Origin of the sequence: Actinophytocola oryzae, assembly GCF_004364325.1 — a bacterium.
GTDB classification, from domain to species: domain Bacteria; phylum Actinomycetota; class Actinomycetes; order Mycobacteriales; family Pseudonocardiaceae; genus Actinophytocola; species Actinophytocola oryzae.
This window is the reverse complement of the sequence record NZ_SOCP01000024.1, coordinates 18,113-35,007: the sequence shown is the minus strand read 5'-3', so window position 1 is coordinate 35,007 and position 16,895 is coordinate 18,113. Positions and strand designations below refer to the sequence as shown.

General features: G+C 71.0%; 17 protein-coding genes. 4 read left to right on the top strand and 13 right to left on the bottom strand.

What is annotated here, in order from left to right; genetic code table 11:
* Position 1: 1 nt before the first annotated feature.
* A complete protein-coding gene (locus tag CLV71_RS41585; protein ID WP_133908466.1) occupies positions 2-520 on the bottom strand; it encodes a tripartite tricarboxylate transporter TctB family protein in 519 nt (172 codons plus the stop codon).
* Entirely contained in the window at positions 521-1,504 is a 984-nt protein-coding gene (locus tag CLV71_RS41580) for a Bug family tripartite tricarboxylate transporter substrate binding protein (protein WP_133908465.1), read from the bottom strand.
* Positions 1,505-1,748: 244 nt separating this feature from the next.
* On the opposite strand from CLV71_RS41580, the gene CLV71_RS41575 reads away from it, so the two are divergent.
* Both CLV71_RS41575 and CLV71_RS41570 read left to right on the top strand, forming a co-directional pair.
* Positions 1,749-3,296 carry a sensor histidine kinase gene (locus CLV71_RS41575; protein WP_133908464.1) on the top strand — a complete coding sequence of 516 codons (1,548 nt, stop codon included), beginning with the start codon at positions 1,749-1,751 and terminating at the stop codon, positions 3,294-3,296.
* Entirely contained in the window at positions 3,293-3,961 is a 669-nt protein-coding gene (locus tag CLV71_RS41570) for a response regulator (RefSeq protein WP_133908463.1), read from the top strand. The genes CLV71_RS41575 and CLV71_RS41570 overlap by 4 nt, the downstream gene beginning before the upstream one ends.
* A 10-nt stretch (positions 3,962-3,971) precedes the next feature.
* On the opposite strand, the gene arfB is transcribed toward CLV71_RS41570, so the two are convergent.
* The 6 genes from arfB to CLV71_RS41540 all read right to left on the bottom strand — a co-directional run bounded on the left by arfB (position 3,972) and on the right by CLV71_RS41540 (position 9,237).
* Positions 3,972-4,397, bottom strand: coding sequence for an alternative ribosome rescue aminoacyl-tRNA hydrolase ArfB (arfB, locus tag CLV71_RS41565; RefSeq protein ID WP_133908462.1), 426 nt, complete (start codon positions 4,395-4,397; stop codon positions 3,972-3,974).
* A complete protein-coding gene (locus CLV71_RS41560) occupies positions 4,390-5,202 on the bottom strand; it encodes a hypothetical protein (protein ID WP_133908461.1) in 813 nt (270 codons plus the stop codon). The genes arfB and CLV71_RS41560 overlap by 8 nt, the downstream gene beginning before the upstream one ends.
* Positions 5,199-5,714, bottom strand: a complete 516-nt coding sequence (locus CLV71_RS41555; RefSeq protein ID WP_133908460.1) for a SigE family RNA polymerase sigma factor — start codon at positions 5,712-5,714, stop codon at positions 5,199-5,201. The genes CLV71_RS41560 and CLV71_RS41555 overlap by 4 nt, the downstream gene beginning before the upstream one ends.
* Before the next feature lie 57 nt (positions 5,715-5,771).
* Positions 5,772-6,857, bottom strand: coding sequence for a phosphoribosylformylglycinamidine cyclo-ligase (gene purM / locus CLV71_RS41550; protein WP_133908459.1), 1,086 nt, complete (start codon positions 6,855-6,857; stop codon positions 5,772-5,774).
* A 24-nt stretch (positions 6,858-6,881) separates the two neighbouring features.
* A complete protein-coding gene (gene purF / locus CLV71_RS41545) occupies positions 6,882-8,408 on the bottom strand; it encodes an amidophosphoribosyltransferase (protein WP_133908458.1) in 1,527 nt (508 codons plus the stop codon).
* Between the two features lie 88 nt (positions 8,409-8,496).
* Entirely contained in the window at positions 8,497-9,237 is a 741-nt protein-coding gene (locus CLV71_RS41540) for a maleylpyruvate isomerase N-terminal domain-containing protein (RefSeq protein WP_243867309.1), read from the bottom strand.
* 80 nt (positions 9,238-9,317) lie between these two features.
* Here CLV71_RS41540 and CLV71_RS41535 point away from each other — a divergent pair, with 80 nt between their 5' ends.
* Positions 9,318-9,608, top strand: coding sequence for a hypothetical protein (locus CLV71_RS41535; RefSeq protein ID WP_133908457.1), 291 nt, complete (start codon positions 9,318-9,320; stop codon positions 9,606-9,608).
* Positions 9,605-11,374, top strand: coding sequence for an alpha/beta hydrolase (locus CLV71_RS41530; RefSeq protein WP_133908456.1), 1,770 nt, complete (start codon positions 9,605-9,607; stop codon positions 11,372-11,374). Before CLV71_RS41535 ends, CLV71_RS41530 begins: the two co-directional genes overlap by 4 nt.
* Here CLV71_RS41530 and CLV71_RS41525 read toward each other — a convergent pair.
* From CLV71_RS41525 to CLV71_RS41505, 5 genes are all read right to left on the bottom strand, one after another.
* Positions 11,371-11,706, bottom strand: coding sequence for a sterol carrier family protein (locus tag CLV71_RS41525; protein ID WP_133908588.1), 336 nt, complete (start codon positions 11,704-11,706; stop codon positions 11,371-11,373). The two genes, CLV71_RS41530 and CLV71_RS41525, sit on opposite strands and share 4 nt — an antisense overlap.
* A 26-nt stretch (positions 11,707-11,732) precedes the next feature.
* Complete coding sequence (locus CLV71_RS41520; RefSeq protein ID WP_133908455.1) at positions 11,733-12,545, bottom strand: ESX secretion-associated protein EspG; 813 nt, start codon at positions 12,543-12,545, stop codon at positions 11,733-11,735.
* 80 nt (positions 12,546-12,625) lie between these two features.
* Positions 12,626-14,029, bottom strand: a complete 1,404-nt coding sequence (locus CLV71_RS41515) for a PPE domain-containing protein (protein WP_133908454.1) — start codon at positions 14,027-14,029, stop codon at positions 12,626-12,628.
* Positions 14,030-14,053: 24 nt separating this feature from the next.
* A complete protein-coding gene (locus tag CLV71_RS41510; protein WP_133908453.1) occupies positions 14,054-14,437 on the bottom strand; it encodes a hypothetical protein in 384 nt (127 codons plus the stop codon).
* Positions 14,438-14,583: 146 nt separating this feature from the next.
* Positions 14,584-16,653, bottom strand: a complete 2,070-nt coding sequence (locus CLV71_RS41505) for a putative bifunctional diguanylate cyclase/phosphodiesterase (RefSeq protein ID WP_133908452.1) — start codon at positions 16,651-16,653, stop codon at positions 14,584-14,586.
* Between the last annotated feature and the right edge of the window lie 242 nt (positions 16,654-16,895).

Here is a 16,895-nt window from a genome sequence, read left to right as displayed (position 1 = left end):
GTCAGAACACCTCCATCAGCGGACCGCCGGGCAGCGGCACCCCGAGCAGGCTGTCGAACAGCACGAAGGTCACGATCGACATGGCCGCCGCGATCAGCGGGTCACGGACGAAGTTCCTGCTGCCGAGGGCGTACGCCGCACCCCAGAACAGGACGGCGCCGGAGATCGGGAACCCGACGACGCCGATCAGCGCCGCGTTGGCGAGGAAGGCGGCCGACAGCAACAACACCGTGCGCCAGTCGCTCGGCGCGGTCAGGTCGACGTCCTCGCCCGCCTCGGCCTCGCCCCGACCGCCACGCAGCACGTCGCGGACCAGCAGCGCGGCCGTCACCAGCAGCAGCACCCCGACCACGACCGGCACGGCCTTCGGCCCGACGGGGCCACGCTGCGCGAAGTCGGTGGGGATGCGGATCGCGTCGGACAGCACCAGCACGCCGAGCAGCGCGAGCAACGCGCAGACACCCAGCTCGGAGCGGTCCTTCCAGGACGGCTTCTCCTCTGTCTTCTCGACGGTCGTCATCTACAGCCCCAAATCCGCGAGGACCGAAGCGACCCGGTCGTTCTCGTCGGCGAGGAAGTCGCCGAACTCCTTGCCGGACATGAACGCGGGCGTCCAGCCGTTCGTCTCGAGCGCGTCCTGCCACTCGGAGGTGTCCTGCAGGTCGGTGAACAGCTTCACGAGCTTGTCGGTGTCGTTCTGGGAGATGCCCGGTGGCGCGACGATCCCTCGCCAGTTCGTGAAGTCGACGTCCACGTCGGACTCCTGCAGCGTCGGCGCGTCCACGCCGTCGATCCGCTTCGTGCTGGTCACCGCCAGTACCCGCAGATCACCGGACTCGATCTGGTCGCGGTACTCGCTGATGCCGGAGACCCCGAACGCGATCTTGCCGCCGAGCACGGACGCGAGCAGCTCGCCGCCGCCGTCGTAGGCCACGTAGTTGACGTCCTTCGGCGCGAGGCCGATGGCCTTGGCGAACAGCATCGGCGCGAGGTGGTCCGGGCCGCCTGGCGACGACCCGCCGCCGACCGCGACGCCGCCCGGGTCGGCCTTCCACGCGCTGATCAGCTGCTCGATGTCCCGGTAGGGCGAGTCCTCTGCCACCACGACGATGTCCGGCTCCTGGATGAGCCGCGCGATCGGCGTGGTGTCGGCCAGCGACGACGGCGAGTTGTTCGTGTGGACGCTGCCGACGACGCCCAGGCCCATCGACATGACCAGCTTGTCGTTGCCCGCCTCGTTGACCAGCCTGCCGAGGCCGACGGTGCCACCCGCGCCCGGCAGGTTGAACACCTCGACGCTGCGGGTCAGCTCCGCGTCCTCCATGGCCTTCGCGGCCGTTCGCGCGGTGATGTCGTAGCCGCCGCCCGGTGTGTTGGGCACGAGGATCCGCAGCCCGCGGACCTGTGCGCCGGGGTCGTCACTCCCACCGGCGGACACCAGTGGCGGGACCACCAGGACCAGGGCCAACGCCCCGATCGCGGCTATCCAGGGTTTCATGCTCATGCCAGCCCCTCGCCCGCTCCGCTGCGCCGGAACGCTCCGCAGGCTCCGCTGCACCAGCGCCCTACGCGGGCGCGGTGCTGGCCTGAATATCCATGATTCGCTCCGCGAGCTCCGCTCATGCTCGTCGAGCCTCTCCGTTGAGACCGCCCGGGTTTGCCTGCTCATGGTCCCCCGGGGTTACCGTTCTGTCGTTCTTTGTCGCACAGGGTTCGTTCTGGTCGTTGTGGTCAAGCGAGGGAAGCGGATGAACAACGCGCCACTGTCCAGGCAGCTGCTCGGCTGGCAGCTGCTGATGGTCGTCGTGCTCCTCGCCGCCGTGACCGTGTTCTCGGCCATCCAGTCGAACAACAGCTTCAAGAACAACGAGGGCCGCAGGATGCTGTCGGTCGCCGAGGACGTCGCCGCGACGGCGTCCGTCCGGGCGGCGCTCGCGAACACGGCGCGCTACCACCAGCTGCCGACGTTCGCGACGAGCGCGCGGAACCTGTCCGGCGCCGACTTCGTGGTGATCACCCGGCCCGACCTCACCATCCTGACCTCGCCGGACCCCGGCGCGGTCAACACGAGGCTGCCGATCGGCGACTCCATGATCCGCGACGGCCGCTCGTGGGTCGGCGTGGTCGGGGACTCCCTCGTGGCGCACGTTCCGGTGATCAGCGACCGGGGCAGCGTGATCGGCATCGTCGCGGCGGGCGTCGACACCCCGACGTTCCTCGAGGGCATCGTGAACTCGCCGGCCGAGGCACTGTTCATCCTCGGCATCGCGACGGTGGTCGGCGTGGTCGGCTCGCTGCTGCTGGCCGGACGCGTGAAACGCCAGACGTTCGGCCTCGAGCCCCGCGAGATCGCCGGGCTGGTCGAGCACCGCGAGGCCATGCTGCACGGCATCCGCGAGGGCGTCGTCGGCATCGACGCCGCGAAGCGGATCACCCTCGTCAACGACCAGGCCAGGAGACTCCTGTCGCTTCCGGAGGACGTGGTCGGCCGCCACGTCGACGAGCTGGACCTGAACGACCGGCTCGTTGACGTGCTGACCGGCCGCGCGGGGGACGGCGCCGACGAGATCGCGCTCCGCAGGGGACGCGTGCTGATCATGAACCGGATGCCGATCACGGCGGGCGACGCCGCGGTCGGCTCGGTCGTCACGCTGCGGGACCGCACGGACTTCGTGACGCTCCAACAGGAGCTGGACACCAACCGAGGCACCACCGACGCGTTGCGGGCGCAGGCACACGAGTTCACCAACCGGCTGCACACGATCGCGGGCCTGATCGAGCTGGGCGAGTACGACGAGGTGCGGCGGTACGTGGACTGGGTGAGCCACACCCGCGAGGCGTGGCACGCCGAGGTGAGCGAACGCATCGGCGACGCCGCGGTCGCGGCACTGCTGATCGCGAAGGCGAGTGTGGCGGCCGAGCACAACGTCGGGCTGCGGCTCACCCCGTCGAGCAGGCTCGCGGAGGTCGACGAGTCGCTGTCGGCGGATCTCGTGACGGTGATCGGCAACCTGGTGGACAACGCGGTCGACGCGCTTCCCGGCGCCGGCTGGATCGAGGTGGACATCCAGCGCACGGGCGACGAGGTGCGGGTGGTGGTCACGGACTCGGGACCCGGTGTCGCGCCGGACATCGTGGAGGAGGTCTTCCGCCACGGCTTCACCACGAAGGCCGCGGAGGAGGGCGGTCAGCGTGGGCTCGGCCTCGCGCTGACCCGTCAGGCGTGCCGCCGCCACGGCGGCTCGGTCGAGGTGCACGGCGCTGTCTTCACGGCACGGCTTGGGGTTCCGACATGATCCGGGTACTGATCGTCGACGACGACTTCATGGTCGCGAAGGTCCACAGTGGCTACGTCGCGAAGACGCCGGGCTACGAGGTGGCCGGCATCGCGCACACCGGCGCCGACGCGTTGCAGGCGGTCGAGCACCTGCGGCCCGACCTCGTGCTGCTCGACATCTACCTGCCGGACATGGACGGCGTGTCCGTGCTGCGTGCGCTCCGCGCGTCGAGCGGCGCCGAGACGGACGTGATCGTGATCAGCGCGGCGACGGACGTGGAGACCGTCCGGGCGGCCATGCGCGGCGGGGTGCTGCACTACCTGATCAAGCCGTTCACCTACGCCGCGCTGTACGACCAGCTCAAGCACTTCGCCGTGCTGCACGAGCGGCTCGCCGCGCTGTCGGAGGCCGGTCAGTCCGATGTGGACCAGGTGTTCGGTGGCAGGCCCGGCGGCGCGACCCAGCTGCCGAAGGGGCTCAGTGGCGAGACGGCCTCGGTCGTGGAGCGCGTGCTCAGGACGTCCACCGAGGACATCTCGGCCGCCGGGTGCGCGGCGTGCACCGACATCTCACGGGTGAGCGCGCGCCGCTACCTCGAGCACTTCGTGGCGACGGGCCAGGCAGGGGTGCGGCTGCGCTACGGCACCGGGCGTCCGGAACGCCGCTACTACTGGGTCTCCTAGCGTCGGGACGTCACTCGTCGCCGCGGACCCTGCGGTGCTGCTTGGTCTGGCTGCGCCGCTTCTTGGCCGCCAGCCTGCGCTCCTTCGAGCCCCGGCTCGGCTTGGTGGCCCGGCGTTGCGGTGGCGGCGGCGCCGCAGCGGCCCGCAGGAGCGTCGCCATCCGCGTGCGGGCCTCCGCGCGGTTGGCCAGCTGCGCACGCTGGGTGCTGACCGCGACGGTGAGCACGCCGCCCGCCAGCCGGCTGGCGAGTCGGGCCAGCAGGCGCTCCCGCAGCCACTCCGGGATCGAGGGCGACGACGCGATGTCCCAGGACAGCTCCACCCGGCTGTCCGTGGTGTTCACACCCTGGCCGCCAGGACCCGACGAGCGGGAGAACCGCTCGCTCAGCTCCGCGTCCGGTACCACGAACCGCTGCGAGATCTCCAGGTCAGCCACTGCCGCCGACCTTGGTGAGCAGCATGCAGATCTCGTCGTCGCTCAGGACCGGTGGGTCGTCGGTCGGGCTCACCCCGCCCGCACGGTCCACGGCGGTGATGTTGGTCGCCGTGGCCGACAGCCGGAAGCCGTGCGGCGAGATGGTCATCGCGTTGGTGCGCCTCTCACCGTCCGCGGCCCTCACATGGGACACGACGACGTCGTTGGGCGCGAGGTGCCAGACCGTGCAGTTGAGGAACGGGCGGGGCGCGTCGCCACAGGTGAGGGTCGAGGCACCGGCGCGCTCCACGACGACTCGCAGGTAGCCCTGCCTCGTCGGCAGGACGAGGTCCGTCTCGAAGACGTACGTCTCGCCCACTGCCCGGAAGCGGGGGGCTTCGGACTTGTCGGACGACGCCCTGAGCGACTCCTCGGGCACGATGCCCGACGCGTAGAGCTGCTGGGTCAGCTTGTCGACCATGCCTTCGACAGGGGCCGAGGGCGGCGGTCCCTCGGTCGTCGTCACCGCGGTCCTCGGGACCTCCGGGGTCTCCGAGGGTGACATCGGCAGCTGCGGTCCCGGTGGCGCGGACTGCGTGCTGCTCGCGGCAGGCGGCATCCGGTCCGGCTCGGAGCCGCTCAGGTTGGTCAGCGTCGCGGCGCCGACGGCAGCAACCACGACGGCGGCCACCACGCCGCCCGCCTCGAAGAGGCGCCGCCGACGCAAACGCTTGCGCCCCTGCTCGAGGACCTCGTCGCGGTCGATGCCCAACGGCGGCTCCTGGCCGAAGGCGCGGCCGAGGAGATCCTTGATGTCCTCGCTCATCCGCCGTCACCCGCCTCGGCGAGGTCCTCGGCGCCCAGCAGCCTGCGCAGCGTGGCCAGGCCCTTCGCGGACTGGCTCTTGATCGTGCCCTCGCTCTTGCCGAGCGCGGCGGCGGTCTCGGTGACCGACAGGTCCTCCCAGTACCGCAGCACGACGACCGCGCGCTGACCGGCAGGCAGCTGCGCGAGCGCACGCCGCACGTCGACTGCGTCCTCGACGCCGACCGGCGGGATCGAGGACGGCTCGGGCAGGTCGTCGACCACCGACTCGCGCCTGCGGTAGGCCTTGCGTGACTCGTCGATGGCCGTGCGCACCATGATCTTGCGGGAGTAGGCGTCGACGCTGCCGTCCCGGCGGATGCGTGGCCAGGCGACGTAGATCTTCGTCAGTGTGGTCTGCACGAGATCCTCCGCCCGATGCCAGTCACCTCCGCACAGCAGGTACGCGGTCCGGCGCATCACCGACGCCCGGCTGTCGAGGTACTCCCCGAACTCCGCGTCGCGGTCCTGCACGCCGCCTCGTTCCTCTCGGTCTTCCCGTCATACGGAGGAGCAAACGGCCGGGTTGCCTCAGAACCGAGGGTGGTTGCCCACCATCTCGGCTCGTACCCCGTCCTCACCCGCGGGGTTCACCTCGCCGAGCACCCAGGCCGGCACGTGCCTCGCGGTCAGGACGGCCAGCGCGCGGTCGGCGTCCTCCGGTGCCACGACGGCCACCATGCCGACGCCCATGTTGAACGTCTTGTCCATCTCGACGCGCTCGACGCGTCCGCGTTGCGCGATGAGGGAAAAAACCGGCGCAGGAGTCCACGTTCCCCGGTCGAGCACCGCACGGAGTCCACGCGGGATCACCCGCGCGACGTTCGCGGCCATGCCGCCGCCGGTGATGTGCGCGAAGGTCCTGATCTCGGCCTCGGCGGCGGCCGCGAGGCAGTCCCTGGCGTAGATGCGGGTCGGCTCGAGCAGTTCCTCGCCGAGCGTGCGGCCGAACTCCTCGACGTGCCCGGCGAGCGCCATCCTGCCGATGTCCAGCAGGACGTGCCTGGCCAGCGAGTACCCGTTGGAGTGCAGGCCGGACGAGGCCATGCCGATGATCACGTCACCCGGCCGCACCCGCTCCGGCCCGAGCACGGAGTCGGCCTCGACCACGCCGACGCCGGTGGCGGACAGGTCGTAGGCGCCGTCGGTCATGAGCCCGGGGTGCTCGGCCGTCTCGCCGCCGAGCAGCGCGCAGCCCGCCTGGACACAGCCCTCGGCGATGCCCTTGACCAGCGCGGCGATCCGCTCCGGCACGACTGTGCCGACCGCGATGTAGTCCTGCAGGAACAGCGGCTCGGCCCCGCACACGACGAGGTCGTCGACGACCATGGCGACGAGGTCGATGCCGACCGTGTCGTGCACGTCGAGCGCCTGGGCGACCGCGATCTTGGTGCCGACGCCGTCGGTCGACGACGCGAGGACCGGCTCCCGCCAGCGGTCGAGCCGCAGCTTGAACAGCCCGGCGAACCCGCCGATGCCGCCGAGCACCTCCGGCCGCGTCGCCTTCTCGGCGAACGGCCTGAGCCGCTCGACCGCCTCCTCACCCGCCTCGATGTTCACCCCCGCCGCCGCGTAGGTGGCGTGCGGGGTATCAGGACTAGCGCTGGATTCGGTCATGGCTCCGGTACTTGCGGTGGGGTGTCATGGGCGCTGGAGAGCGTCCGAAGCACCGTACCCCGCCGGCACGACAGGAGCGGCGGAGCCCGCTACCCCCCGCTCCAACCCCTCCAGCAGGTACTTGCCGATCCGCGTCTCCTCGGGAAGCGGGATCGGGTAGTCACCGTCGAAGCAGGCCGTGCACAGCCGGCTCCTCGGCTGCTCGCTGGCCGCCACCAGGCCGTCCAGCGACACGTAGGCCAGCGAGTCCGAGCCGATCGAGCGGCGGATGCCGTCCAGGTCGAGGCCGTTGGCCACCAGCTCGGCGCGGGAGGCGAAGTCGATGCCGTAGAAGCACGGCCACCGCACGGGCGGGGACGCGATCCGCACGTGCACCTCGACCGCGCCCGCCTCACGCAGCATGCGGACCAGCGCACGCTGGGTGTTGCCGCGGACGATCGAGTCGTCCACCACCACCAGGCGCTTGCCCCGGATCACGTCGCGCAGCGGGTTGAGCTTCAGCCGGATGCCCAGCTGCCTGATCGTCTGCGACGGCTGGATGAAGGTCCTGCCGACGTAGGCGTTCTTGACCAGGCCGGACCCGTACGGGATGCCGGAGCCCTGGGCGTAGCCGATGGCGGCCGGCGTGCCCGACTCGGGCACCGGGATGACCAGGTCGGCCTCGACCGGTGCCTCCTCGGCGAGCCTCCTGCCGATGTCGACGCGGGTGGCGTGCACGGACCGGCCCGCGATGTGCGTGTCCGGCCGCGCCAGGTACACGTACTCGAACACGCAGCCCTTCGGCTCCGGGTTGGCGAACCGGGACGAGCGCAGGCCGTGCTCGTCGATGGCGATCAGCTCGCCCGGCTCCACCTCGCGCACGAACGACGCGCCCACGATGTCCAGCGCGGCCGTCTCGGACGCGACCACCCAGCCACGCTCGAGGCGGCCGAGCACGAGCGGGCGGACCCCGTGCGGGTCACGGGCCGCGTACAGGGTCGTCTCGTCGGCGAAGACGAGGCAGTACGCGCCCTGGACGTCCGGGAGCAGCTTCATGGCGGCCTGCTCGATGCCCTGGTCGGCCGCGGACCCGGCCAGCAGACCGGTCAGCAGGTCGGAGTCGCTGGTGGCGCCGTTGTTCATGGCGATGCCCAGTGCCCGTGCCCTGTCCCGCAGCTCGGCCGTGTTCACGAGGTTGCCGTTGTGGCCGAGGGACAGACCACTGCCGGTGGCGGTGGTGCTGAAGGTCGGCTGCGCGTTCTCCCACGTGGTCGAGCCGGTGGTGGAGTAGCGGCAGTGACCGACGGCGATGTGCCCCTGCAGCGAGACGAGGACCTGCTCGTCGAACACCTGCGAGACCAGGCCGAGGTCCTTGAAGACCACGATCTTCTCGCCGTCGGACACCGAGATGCCCGCGGCCTCCTGCCCTCGGTGCTGTAAGGCGTAGAGGCCGAAGTAGCTGAGCTTGGCGACCTCCTCGCCCTTGGCCCACACCCCGAAGACACCGCACTCTTCGCGGGGTTCGGATTCCGGTTGGTCGAACTGGTCGTTGACGGTCTGTTCGGTGACCACCGAAGCGCACTCCCTGCGGGGACGACGTCAGGTATCACCCAGTGTAGGTCGTCCAGGGCGGTGAGCCCGCATCACGAAGACGTGGCGGTCAGCTCATTCTCAGTGCGCGCAACACGGCGAGGTCACCCGATCCGGTGAGTTGCATGCGGCTCCACAGCTGGTAGAGCACGTTCGCGGTGCGATTGGACAGTCGGGCGTCGGCCTGTTCGTCCGGCGCCGCGGACCGCACCTCCGGCACAACTCCCGGCGCGAACCGGACATGCCAGGACTGCGCACCGTCCGTGCAGGACACGACCGCGGTGCCCTTGCCGTCGGCGGCGGAGAGCGAGGCCGGTGCCGAGTCGCCACGCAGCCGCGCGGCGAGCAGCGTGCCGAGCAGCTCGTCGATGGCGTCCGCCGCCTGCTCGCGGTCGGTCGGGGTGAGCGTGCGCAACGCGGCCTGGGCATCCCAGCGCCGGAGGTTCAGCTCGTGGGCGACCCTGCGGTGCCACACCCACGCGAGGTCGGGCGCGGCAGGCGAGAACGTCCAGACCGGACGGTTGCCGGACGTGTTCCGCAGTACCTGGTTCGCGGCCGCCAGCTGCTCGTCGAGGTACTTGAGCGGGTCGACGTCCCTGCGCACCGGCACGGGCCGCAGCTCGACGATGCTGCCGCTCGTCAGGTACCGGGTCGCGGTGTGCAGGAACCGGGCGACGTGCAGTGACAGGTCGTTGAACGTCCACCCCGGACAGGAGGGCACGTCGGCGGCCAGATCTGCGGTGGCGACCGCGGTACGGAACAGGCCGGCCTGCTCGGCGAACACGGCGGTCCACCTGGTGGCCGTCCACACGATTGTTGCTTTCCTTCCCCTATGCACAGAGTCTCGAACCAGCAACCCTATGCGCCTCCCTCTCAGGTTACGGTCGGACGGTGGCCGACGGTTACGAGGTTGATCCCGAGGCGTTGCGCACGGCGTCCAGTGGCTTCCACGTGGGCGCGGACGCCGTCGAACAGGCGGCGAGACAGCTCTCGACGGCCCAGCTGGTGCCGGGCTCGCTAGGCGAGGTCGACGCCGCGTACGAGCTGGCCGCGGCCTTCGCCGACTACGCGGGCAGACACGCCGACGACCTGCGGCTCGGCTCGTCGTGGGTGACCGACACGGCGAACGGCCTGGTGGCGAACGCGGACTCCTACACGCGGGCGGAGGACTTCCGGCCGTGAGCGACCCAGAGGAGCTCTACGCGAAGCTGGCGAGCGGGGATGCCGGCCGGGTGCTCGCGACGCTGGAGCCGCTGTCGGCGGCCCGCACGGCGCTGGAGTCGGTCGAGCTGCCTGCCGTGTCGTCGTGGGCAGGGGACGCCGCGGTCGAGTTCGCGCGCCGGGTGACGGTGTCGCGGACCGCCCTGTCGACCGCGACAGGGCGGCTGACCGACGCGATGTCGGTGGTCGAGGCGGTGGCGTCGGCGTACCGGACCATGCGTGGCGCGGCCGACCAGGCGATACGGGCCTACCGCAGCGGCGCGCCGACGGCCGAGGTGACCGAGGTGCTGACCGGGTTGCGGAGCTCCTACGAGGACGTACTGCGCTCATACGCGACAGTGTTGCGTGGATTCGAGCCCGTGTTCACCACCGTCGCGGGGCGACCAGGCACGATGCCCGCCGGTGTGACGATTCCGCCTCCCGGCGCGGACCCGGGGCGCGTGGCCGAGTGGTGGCGGTCGCTGTCGCAGGAGACACGCGACGAGCTGCTCGCGTCCCGGTTCGACACCCTCGGCCGCCTGCGCGGGCTGCCCGCGCCGGTGCTGGACCGGGCGAACAGGCGGCGCGTCGAGTCCGACCTGGCCACGTACTCCGGCGAGCTGTCCGACCTGAACGAACGGATCACCGAGCGGGCACTCGCACTCGGCCTCGACCCGTCCGACGAGGGCGCGCTGCGGGAGGACCCCGGGCTCGCCGACCTGCTCGACGAGCGGCTGGACGCGAGCCGCCGCGTGGACAACGCGACGTCCGCGTCGGCGCGGGTCGCCGAGGCGACGAGGTCCGGGTACGACACCTACGTGCTGTCCTACGACGTCGACGGACCCGGCCTCCGCGAGGGCACCCTCGCCATCGCGTACGGCGACCCCGACACCGCCACGAACGTCGCGGTCCTGGTGCCGGGCACGCTGACCACGCTGGACTACGGCTTCCCCAACCACGAGGCGCAGGCGCTGCGTGCGTCGATGGACCGGATCGAGCCGGGCAACTCGACCATCGCCTGGCTCGGCTACGACGCGCCGACGTGGGACACGACCGTGGCCACGACGGACGACGCGATCGACGGCGCGGCATCGCTGAAGGCCGATGTGGACGGCTACCGCGCCGCGGCGTCGGTGGGCCAGCACGTCACGGTCCTCGGCCACAGCTACGGCAGCGTGGCGGTCGGCTACGCGGCCATGGACGGTCTTGCGGCCGACGACATCGCGTTCCTCGGCTCGCCGGGTGTCGGCGCGTCCTCCGTGGACCAGCTGTCGCCGGGTGCCGGGCACGTGTGGGCGGGCGTGTCCGAGCACGACCCGATCGTGCAGGCGACGAGCGGGAGCTGGTTCACCTCGGACGGCTCGTCGGTGGGGCCGTACGACGAGTCCTTCGGCGCCAACCAGTTCGCGGTGCCGGACGAGTCGGACCTGGTCTCCGCGCACCTCGTCTACTACTCGGACGAGTCGCTGTCCAACCTGGCCGACATCGCGACCGGCGACTACGACGCCGTCACCGCGGGGCCCGGCCAGGAGGACCGGATGGGCGATCTCGTGTCGGACGTCGGCGTCGGCCTGGTGGACGCGAGTGGCGAGGCACTGCACGGCGACTGGGACGCGGCGTGGAACGAGCTGGCGGGCACCGGCAGGGAGCTGCTGAACGACGTCGGCGATGTGGTGATCGGCGGCACGGGTGACCTCGTCGAGGCGGGCAAGTCGGTCTACGACAACACGCTCGGGCGCCTGTTCTAGAGGCGTACCAAGGGAAGCAGCGCGCCGAGGTCGGCACGGTTGCCCGACGCCGTGATTCGGCCGGACGCCAGTGCTTCCGTCCACTCCAGACTTCCCGCGGCCAGCTCGAGCCACGTGCGGGGGTCGGTCTCCACCACGTTCGGCGGCGTGCCACGCGTGTGGCGGGGCCCCTCGACGCACTGGACCGCCGCGAACGGCGGCACCCGCACCTCGACGCTGCGGCCCGGCGCCACCTGCGCCAGTGTCCGCAGGCTCAGCCGCACGGCCTTGGCGAGCACGGGCCGCTGCGGTGTGCCGGTCCACGGCAGCACAGCGGCCACCGCATCCCGCATCTCACGCGGATCGACGGCTGCAGTGCTCAACGCGCCACCTCGGCGACGACCTCGTCGAGCAGCTCGGTCACGTGGTGGGTCAGCTTCCTCAGGTCCGCCGGGGAGATCGTCGTCCACATCGAACCGTCGTCCGCGGGGCGGCGGACCTGGACGTACCTGCCGTCCTCGGTGTCGAAGAACGACACGACACGCTCGCCACGTCTTCGGCGGCCGAGGTGGTCGCGGGCCGCGGCGCCGAAGTTCCCCGTGTGCGCCACGTCCTTGATCATCTCGACCAGCGCCTCGGCGTCGTCGGCACGCAGGCCCGTCGCGAGCAGGGCCTCGCCGAAGCCCTCACGCGTGCGGCCCGCGTTCTGGGCGGCGTGCTCGAAGTCCGCCGTCGGCAGCGTGACCGACCTGCCTGGCCCCGCAGGGACCGGGGGCAGCGCGGCCAGCACGGCGGCAGGCATGCTCGGCACGGACGCGCGCCGCAGCGTCACCGTGTCCTCCGACAGCTCCGCGACGGCGGCCGCCTCGCCGGTGATCGCCCCGAGCACCCGCACCTGCCGCCCGACGTGGACCCGCGCGTCGACCTCCCGCGCCGGCCTGGCCAGGATGCCGAGGATCTCCTCGATGTCCGGGTCCACCTCGACCGGCCTGCCGAGCCCGCGCTCCTCGAGGTCGGCCCACACACGTGCCTCCAGCAGCGCGCGCTCCTCGTGTGTCTTACCGGGCGACGGGACCTTCACCACCAGCGGCATGTCGCCGAGACGGAGGTGCTCCCACAGGACATCGAACTCCAGCGCCGAGACGGTGATCGGCGGTGCTTCCCGGTCCCCAAGCGAGAAAGTGCTGGTCACAAGCGTCACCCTACCCCCAGACACGCAGTCGGGGAGCCGCCGAAGCGACTCCCCGACCTACGCTTTCCGAACTACCGAGCCTACTCGCCGATCACCGTCGGCGAGACGCGCCGGTCGTCGCCGAACACGTCGTCCTCCTCCAGGAGGTAGTCCGGCGAGTAGTGCTCGTCGTCCTCCTCGCCGTCCGCGCGACGGCCGCCGGCACCGACCGGGCCGTGCACGCCGTTGGCGCCACGCGCACCAGCGGCACCTGCCGCACCCGGACCGCTGCGGACCACGCCGCCCTCACCGGGTGCGCCGCCGAGAACCCCACCCCGGCCGATCTGGGACGGGGCACGCTCGCCGTCGAAGGCGCCGAAGCCACCGGGACCGCCCGGGGTGCCGCCGGGCAGCCCACCCGGTCCACCCGGACGACCGAACGGCGTGCTCTCGACCGGCAGCAGACCGGGCTTGAGCGGCGGCAGCGGACGCCGTGCGATGTCGCCCGCGTTGCTGGGGTCGCCCCCGCCGAACGGCGGGAACGGACCGCCACCACCTGGCGGGAACGGGTTGGGGTTCGGGTTGGGTGGGAGCGGGTTCGGGCCGGGACCCGGCGTCGGCAGCGGGCCGTTGCCCGGGTTGGTCGGCAGCGGGGTGAGCACGTCGGACGGGGTGGTGGTCCCCGGCTCGCCGGGGCGGACGTTCGGCGGCTGGACCTGGCCGTCGCCGCCTCCGCCGTTGCCACCTCCGTTGCCGCCGTTGCCGTTTCCGTTGCCCTGGCCGCCGTTGACGTTCGGCGGCGGCACCGAGCCGCCCGGGCCGCCGGTGTTCGACTTGCCACCCGGCTTGGTGCCGCCCGAGTTGTCGCCGCTCACGGCGCGCACGGTCGGCGCACCGAAGATCACGCCGGTCGCGCTGCCCTGCGGCGCCGGGGTCGACACGACCACGTCCGGCGGCGGGACGAACGTGCCGAGCGTCGTCCTGTTCCAGGTGCTGCTCGACTCGTAGGTCTGCATGGTCTCGACGGCCTTCTGCTCGGCCTCGTTCTTGGCCGCTTCCTCCGCCTCGTGGTCGTTGGCCTGGTTGGCCACGTCCAGCGCGGGACCCGGGTTGCCGAGCAATGCGGCACCCGCCGCGGCGGCGACGTCCCACCCGGAAGGCGCGGGTGTGGTGACGGGGACCGGCTCGGGCATGCTCGCCCGCGCGTCGGAGACGAACTGCCCCTGGTCCTCCGACGACACCTTCATCACCGAGGCGCCGGTCTCGGCGTCACTGGCCCACGACGCGAGCGGGGTGAGGCCCGTCTGCGCGCTCTCGGCCGCCTTGCCCTCCCAGCGGGAGCCGAGGCTGGTGAGCTTGGAGTTCAGCTCCTCGTCGACCTGGGTCAGCTCGGTGGCGAGGTTCTGCCAGTAGGTCGTCTGCGGGTCGGACGCCTGTGCGCCCGGCCCTTCGTTGATCATGTCGTACAGCTCGGGGTGCTCGTAACCCCGCCATCTGTGACCCATGGAGTCCCCTCCGAGAAAAGTGGATCAGTCCTGGTGGTACTGGCCCCATTGAGTGGCGTTGTCGCCCTCGACGAGCACGTACTGCTCGTGCGCGCCCTCCAGCGAGTCGATCGCGGCCTTCAGCTGTGCCTGGTAGCCCTTCAGGCACGTGATCGCGGAGTCCGCGCCGCCGGTGTTGCTGCGCTGCTGGAACTCCAGGGCGGTCTCACTGCTGACCGGGTCCGCCGCCCAGTCCCTGATGGGGAGGCTCTCGAGATCCTGGATCTTGCGCGTGACGCGGTCGTAGGCGCTCGTGAACGCCTTCAACGCGTCCGGGATCGCGGACGGCTCGACGTGCAGGGTCTGCGTGCCCGTGAACTGCGGGGTTGGCGTAGTCGTACCCCCGCCACCACCATCTGCCAGGTACACGGTCCGTCCTCCCTCGGCTGTGCGATTGCGACGACTCTAGCTCTGATGCGGTTGGTTGTGGACTGGTTCCCACTGGCAACCGAACGAAACTATGAACAATTCACGGATCGTTGCCAGTTCTGGTTCAACTCACACAAGATCAGTGGTCACGTCAACCAGCGCTCGACGTCCTCGGGCGGACCCGGCTTCGCGTACAGCCAGCCCTGTGCCGAGTCGGCGCCGATGCGGCGGAGCAGGTCGGCCTGCTCGCTGGTCTCGACACCCTCGGCGATCACGTCCAGCCGAAGCGTGTGGGCGAGCGAGACCAGGGCCGTGACGATCTGCGCGTCCACCGACTCCAGTTGTCCCGCCCGCAGGCCCTCGACGAACGACCCGGCGATCTTCAGCGAGTGGACAGGCAGGTGGCGCAGGTAGGCGAGGTTCGAGTAGCCGGTGCCGAAGTCGTCGATGGCGATCCGCACGCCGAGGTCGACGAGCCTGCGCAGCGCCTCGAGCGGTTCGCCCGTGGTGCCCATGATCGCGCTCTCGGTCAGCTCCAGCTGCAGCGACGTCGGCGGGATGCCCACGTCCTCGATGATCCCGGCGATCTCGTCGACCAGCCCCGGCTCCGCCACCTGCCGCGCGGCCAGGTTCACGTTCACCGTCGGCGACGCGCCCATGGCCCGCCACTTCATGGCCTGCCTGCACGAGGTCTCCAGCACCCACCGGCCGAGCGGCACGATCAGGCCGGTCTCCTCGGCTAGACCGATGAACCGGTCGGGACCCAGCCTGCCGAACTCGGGGTGCGTCCAGCGCACGAGTGCCTCGACGCCGAGCAGCTTGCCGTCCGCGAGTGACACGATCGGCTGGTAGTCGACGTAGAACTCCTCGCGCTCCAGCGCAGCGGGCATGGCGGTCGACAGCGTGATCCTGGCGATCTCGCGGGCGTTGCGCTCCGGGTCGTAGGCCGCCCAGCGGTTCTTCCCGTCGACCTTGGCCCAGTGCAGCGTGACGTCCGCGTCCCGCATGGTCTCCGCGGGCGAGGCGTCGAACACCGACCGCTCGACCAGCCCGATGCTCGCCGAGGTGGACAGCCGGTGCCCGGCGACGTGCACGGGCACCGCGACGGCGGCGAGGATCCGCTCGGCGAGCGCCACCAGCTCGTCGAGGCCGTTGGAGTGCTCGACCAGCACGACGAACTCGTCGCCGCCCATCCGCGCCACCATCCGCCCCGGGGCGGACACCAGCCCGTCGAGCCTGCGGCCGACCTCGATGAGCAGCTGGTCGCCGATGACGTGGCCGAGGGTGTCGTTGACGGCCTTGAAGCCGTCCAGGTCGAGGTAACACAGGCCGACGCGCTGACCCGGCGTGCCGCCGAAGGCCGCGTGCAGGCGTTCGGTGAACAGAGCCCGGTTGCCGAGGCCGGTGAGGTGGTCGTGGTTGGCCTGGTGGCGCAGCTGCTCGGACAGCTCGTGCCGCTCGGTGGTGTCCTCGACCATGCCGACGAGGTACTGCGGCCTGCCGTGCTCGTCACGCACGAGCGACACGGTCACGTTGGTCGGCAGCGCCGAGCCGTCGCGCCGCAGGAACCGCCGCTCGATCCGGTAGTTGTCGCGCTGCCCGGCCACCATCTCCTGGAAGTAGCGGAGCATGTCCGGCGGGTCGTCAGGGTGCACGAAGTCGATCAGGTAGCGGCCGAGCATGGCCTCCGGCACGTAGTCGAGCATGGTGGCCATCGCACTGTTGACCTCGACCAGCCTGCCCCTGGTGTCGGAGATGCCGATGCCGATCGCGGCGTCGGTGAACATCGCCCGGAACCGTGCCTCACTGACCCGTCGCGCGCTCTCCGCGCCGTCGCGGGCGTCCAGCGCGGACCGGTGCAGCGTCTCCTGCTCGTGGAGGATCCGCGCCTGTGCGGCACGGACGAAACCGGCGGTGACGGCGGCCTGGATCGTCGGCACCCTCGGGTGCGGCCCGAGGTAGGTACCGATCAGCTCGACGGTGCCGGCCAGCGTCTCCGGTGCGATGAGCCGCAGCGCGACGAGGTCGGCGCCGACCTGCTCGACCGGCCGCGGGTCGAACGCGTCGGCCTCGAGGGCGACGGTGAGCACGTCGACGAGCTCGCAGACCCGGTCGTGGAACTCCGCGCGGTCGGTGGCCACGTATCCCGTGTTCGAGAGCACCTTGGCCCACGCCGCCACCAGCGAGCCGCGATCCGAGCCTTTCGGGCCTGCCACCGTTCACACCTTCCGGCATAGTTCGCTTACCACCCGCCCTGCGTGGCAGGGGCCAGGATACGGCCGGGGGCACTGAGCGTCCATGTTCAGGTGCGCACTGTTCGCACTGGTCACACCCGTCAACCGAGTGACAGCGCGGCCTGACCACGGTGATCGTTCGAGCCAATGTGAAAACTAACCGTTACCAAATCTATTGTTACTAATTCACTTAGCAACGTGACAAATCGGTACCCGGCGCCCAC

Excerpts from the sequence above, each read along its gene's own strand:
- CLV71_RS41585 (WP_133908466.1), bottom strand. The coding sequence starts at position 520 with ATGACGACCGTCGAGAAGACAGAGGAGAAGCCGTCCTGGAAGGACCGC.
- CLV71_RS41580 (WP_133908465.1), bottom strand. The coding sequence starts at position 1,504 with ATGAGCATGAAACCCTGGATAGCCGCGATCGGGGCGTTGGCCCTGGTC.
- CLV71_RS41575 (WP_133908464.1), top strand. The coding sequence starts at position 1,749 with ATGAACAACGCGCCACTGTCCAGGCAGCTGCTCGGCTGGCAGCTGCTG.
- CLV71_RS41570 (WP_133908463.1), top strand. The coding sequence starts at position 3,293 with ATGATCCGGGTACTGATCGTCGACGACGACTTCATGGTCGCGAAGGTC.
- CLV71_RS41560 (WP_133908461.1), bottom strand. The coding sequence starts at position 5,202 with ATGAGCGAGGACATCAAGGATCTCCTCGGCCGCGCCTTCGGCCAGGAG.
- purM (WP_133908459.1), bottom strand. The coding sequence starts at position 6,857 with ATGACCGAATCCAGCGCTAGTCCTGATACCCCGCACGCCACCTACGCG.
- CLV71_RS41525 (WP_133908588.1), bottom strand. The coding sequence starts at position 11,706 with ATGCGGGATGCGGTGGCCGCTGTGCTGCCGTGGACCGGCACACCGCAG.
- CLV71_RS41515 (WP_133908454.1), bottom strand. The coding sequence starts at position 14,029 with ATGGGTCACAGATGGCGGGGTTACGAGCACCCCGAGCTGTACGACATG.